Annotated in this window: 4 protein-coding genes; 2 read left to right on the forward strand and 2 right to left on the reverse strand. The window is 61.7% G+C overall.

Annotation, left to right across the window (positions count from 1 at the left end; genetic code table 11):
* Positions 1–790: 790 nt before the first annotated feature.
* On the reverse strand, positions 791–997 hold the full coding sequence (locus tag VEK15_21060; protein ID HXV63202.1) for a hypothetical protein: 207 nt from the start codon (positions 995–997) through the stop codon (positions 791–793).
* Between the two features lie 222 nt (positions 998–1,219).
* Here VEK15_21060 and VEK15_21065 point away from each other — a divergent pair, with 222 nt between their 5' ends.
* Positions 1,220–1,627 (forward strand): HEPN domain-containing protein, encoded by a 408-nt coding sequence (locus VEK15_21065; protein HXV63203.1) that lies wholly within the window; start codon positions 1,220–1,222, stop codon positions 1,625–1,627.
* Between the two features lie 19 nt (positions 1,628–1,646).
* A complete protein-coding gene (locus tag VEK15_21070; protein HXV63204.1) occupies positions 1,647–1,949 on the forward strand; it encodes a nucleotidyltransferase domain-containing protein in 303 nt (100 codons plus the stop codon).
* Between the two features lie 22 nt (positions 1,950–1,971).
* On the opposite strand, the gene VEK15_21075 is transcribed toward VEK15_21070, so the two are convergent.
* On the reverse strand, positions 1,972–3,767 hold a 1,796-nt coding region (locus VEK15_21075; GenBank protein ID HXV63205.1), incomplete at its 5' end, for a DUF3516 domain-containing protein.

Raw genomic sequence — 3,767 nt, forward strand, 5'->3', positions numbered from 1 at the left:
GTGCATGACGCCGACCGAGAGCCCGGGGATGTGCTTCTCCCTCACGACGCGTGCAAGCTCGGCGTCGAGCGAGGCGAGGTCCAGCGGCTGCGCGGACGGCTCGACGGGCCGGACGAGAAGGGTGAGAGCGGTGAGGACGGCAATCGCTGACGGTTTCATGGATTTTCCTCAGGAGGAGATTCTATTTCATCCGCTCGAACGGTCGAGGGAACGTCGAGCCACCTTGGAGGAACACAACGCGACGACGTTACGTCGGTGGCGAAACCGTGGGCAACCCAGCTCTACGCGCCGAGCTGCGACACGGACGGCGCGCTTCGCGGTTTCCTAGGCAGGAGGGACGACGAGCGGGTACTGGTCGTTCCGGGCAAGCGCGACGGGAAAGCGAGTATCCGCGATCGCCTTCACGATCTCGAGAACCCTTTTCTGCTCGAAAGGTCCTTGGGCCCCGAGACGCTCCCGGCGAGACGCATGTACGGTCGGCTGTCACCGTTTGCCTTGGCTTTCTCCAACTGGTCGCGCACGATTTGGCCCCGACAAACGCCCATCCGCTTCGCCGTGTCCTTCAGCCAATCCGCAAGCGCCTTGGTAAGACGTTCTGTTATAGCGTGACTCATACGTCAATATCTCAAACGTTGACTCACGCAGGCAAGAATCTCAGTTCCCGGAGCTCCGGGCTGTCTTCTCTGCTCACGGCAAGGTGAACAACGTAATGAAGCGCGGCCTCAAGGGACAGAAAGCCTCGGTCACGGCGGTGGTGCTGGTAAGTCTGCCTTTGTCTCCGAAATCTCTCTCACCGCTCCAGAAACGCGCGGATGATCTCCTGAACGCGCTCTCCCTCACACAAGAGAACGACATGCCCGCAGTCGCTCTCGAGAGCGATCGAGCCCTGCCCGAGAAGCTCCGCGAATTCGAGAGCCGGTCCCGGTGTCACCATGTGGTCGGAGAGGGCAACGACATTGAGAACCTCCGCCTCGACGGACTCGGCCGCTTTCACCATCGATTCCTTCGCGGAGAGCCTAGCAGAACGGCTCGCGCGGCCTCAATGTGCGGGAGCCCTAATTTCCCACGAGCGAGAAAATTCTGCGGTGGGCGCGAACCGCGGTTGAGCAGACGGGATTCGACCGGTTGTCCCACGTGGGACGTCGCGATTTGTCCCACCTGGAACATCGGGGCTCGAAGTCGAGCTGCCATCGCGGAAGATGCAGCTGCGGTATCATTCATGAGAGTCTTCGTTGTGGCGGAACGTTCGCAGGACTGGTTTCGGCAAGCCGAAGCGGATCTGCGACACGCGAGGAACGCCCTCGACGACGGCGACTTCGAATGGGCTGCATTCGCCTCCCACCAGGCTGCGGAAAAAGCAATCAAAGCAGTTTTTCAGAAGCTCCATCTGGATGCATGGGGCCATGTGCTCAGCCTACTGTTGGCCGAGCTACCGGCGGATGTACGGGTGGCCGAATCTCTCATCGATCGCGCCAAGGAGCTCGACAAGCACTACATCCCCACGCGTTATCCAAACGGTTTCGAGCGCGGCGCTCCCGTCGACTTCTACACTCGGAAGGAAGCGGAGCAAGCGATTGCCAACGCCGAGGCGCTCCTTGAGTTCTGTCGTCATCAAATCAGTCGATAAGAGTCGGGTCCGTGAAGCCATGGACAACTATGCGCGATTCCTCTTTTCGCGGCGTCCCGAGATCGAGGAGATCGTGGTCTTCGGATCCTTCGAGAACGATAGCTACGCGCCGGGGAGCGACATCGACGTCTTCCTGCTATTGAGTGAATCCCCGAAGCCCATCCGCGACCGGATTCCCGACTATCTGCCCCGGTCGTTCCCCACCGGAGTCGACTTGTTCCCTTACACCCACGAGGAGATATCCCGGCTCGAGCCTTCACCCGTCCTCGAGGCCGTTCGCCGAAGCCGCTGGCGGTATTCACGAGCTACCCACGGTCGCTGATCCGGCGCCACGCGGGCGACGATCACACGAGGCTCTCGAGGCGTTGCAACCGAAGTGCCGGTTCCCCTGCCTCGCGTGAGGCATCGAGATCCACTTCGAGCTCCGCTACCCAGTCGTTCAGCTCTTGCACGTCCACGAGCATCTGCTGCACCAGCCAAGTTCGCCGATCGTCCGCAGGCAGGACATGCGTGTGTCGCAGGTTTCGCGCCTCGGGATCGAGCCTCAGATCGACGTGCTCGACTCGAAAAGCCTCGCGAGCGGCGCTGAGGCGGTCGAGCGTCCACGTCTCTCCGTTCCGGTCTTCCAACAAATCGATGGCATCGAGGGCCGCTGCGTCGTCTCCGATCGACCACGCGCGAAGAAAGGTGAAGACGCGCATTCGGATGGCGGCGGTAAAGGTTTTCGAGTCGCGGGTGATGTCGGGAGCTACCTCCGGACCCGGTGGCCGCGGCTCCTTTCCTTCACCCGGAAGGTAGGATGGGTCACGCATCTTCTCCCACTCCTCGAGCAGGCTCGAGTCCACCTGCCGCAGCATGTCGCGAAGGTAGAGCTCCATCTCGACCACGGCGTCGGTCTTCGAGGCGTCGGGCACCGTCTGCCTCAAGACCTTGTATACGCTTCCGAGGTGACGTAGGAGAAGCCCTTCGACGCGCTCGAGCTCGTATTCCTGAACGTAGTCCGAGAACGAGCGAAACGTCTCGAACATCTCGCGGGCGATCGATTTCGGCCGGATGTTCTCCTCCCCTACCCACGGATGCTCGTCGGCGAATTCGTTGAACGACGAGTAGATGAATTCACGAAGCGGCTTGGGGTATTCGAGCCGGTCGAGCTCTTCCATGCGTTCGTCGTAATCGAGCCCGGCAGCCTTCATCTCCGCCACCGCCTTCGCCTTGAGCTTGTCGAGCTGGCGCCGCAGGATGAGGTCGGGATTCTCGAGGATGCTCTCGACCAGCGTGAGCAAATCGAGGGCGTGCGTCTCCGAATCCGGATCGAGGAGCGGAATCGTCTCGATGAGGTAGAGCGAGAGCGTCTGATCCATCGAAAAGTCTTCCTGAAGCTCCACGTTGACTCGCAGGCGTGAGCCCTCGGCGGTTCGCGGAACGATCTCGACGATGCCGCGGGCAAGAAGCGACCGGAAGAGTTGCCACCCCCGCGCGAAATGGGCTGGTTTCGACCCCTCAGGATCGTGGCTTTCGCGGATGAGTCGCTGCATCGCACGGCAGCCGTCACCGGGCCGGGAGAGGACATTCAGAAGCATTGCGTGCGACACGGCGAACCGTGAGCTCAGACGCTCCGGCGGCGCGGCCACCAGGCGTTCGAACGTCTGCCGGTCCCAGTTGGCGAAATTGTGCTCCGGGGGCTTGCGCTTGACGACTTTCTTGCCCCCTTTCGCTTTCTCCTCGAGCTTGAGGTTCTCGATGACGTGCTCCGGCGCCTGAGCCACGACGAATCCCCTCTCGTCGAAGCCCTTCCTTCCCGCACGGCCGGCAATCTGATGGAAGTCCCGAGCGGAGAGAACCGCCGTCTTCTCGCCGTCGAACTTGCAGAGCCGGGTGAAGAGCACGGTGCGGATGGGCACGTTGATGCCCACCCCGAGCGTATCCGTACCGCAGATGACCTTGAGAAGGCCGCGCTGCGCGAGCTTTTCGACGAGCACGCGGTATTTGGGCAGGAGCCCCGCGTGGTGCACTCCGATTCCATGCTTGAGCCATTTGCGAACCCGGGGGCCGTAGGGACTCGTGAAACGAAAGCCCTCGATCCCGGCGGCCAGGGCGTTTTTCTCTTCACGAGACGTGACCTTGAGGCTGGTGAAGCTCT

The sequence above is a fragment of the Vicinamibacteria bacterium genome, from assembly GCA_035620555.1.
Lineage (GTDB): Bacteria > Acidobacteriota > Vicinamibacteria > Marinacidobacterales > SMYC01 > DASPGQ01.

Excerpts from the sequence above, each read along its gene's own strand:
- VEK15_21070 (HXV63204.1), top strand. The coding sequence starts at position 1,647 with ATGGACAACTATGCGCGATTCCTCTTTTCGCGGCGTCCCGAGATCGAG.
- VEK15_21060 (HXV63202.1), bottom strand. The coding sequence starts at position 997 with ATGGTGAAAGCGGCCGAGTCCGTCGAGGCGGAGGTTCTCAATGTCGTT.
- VEK15_21065 (HXV63203.1), top strand. The coding sequence starts at position 1,220 with ATGAGAGTCTTCGTTGTGGCGGAACGTTCGCAGGACTGGTTTCGGCAA.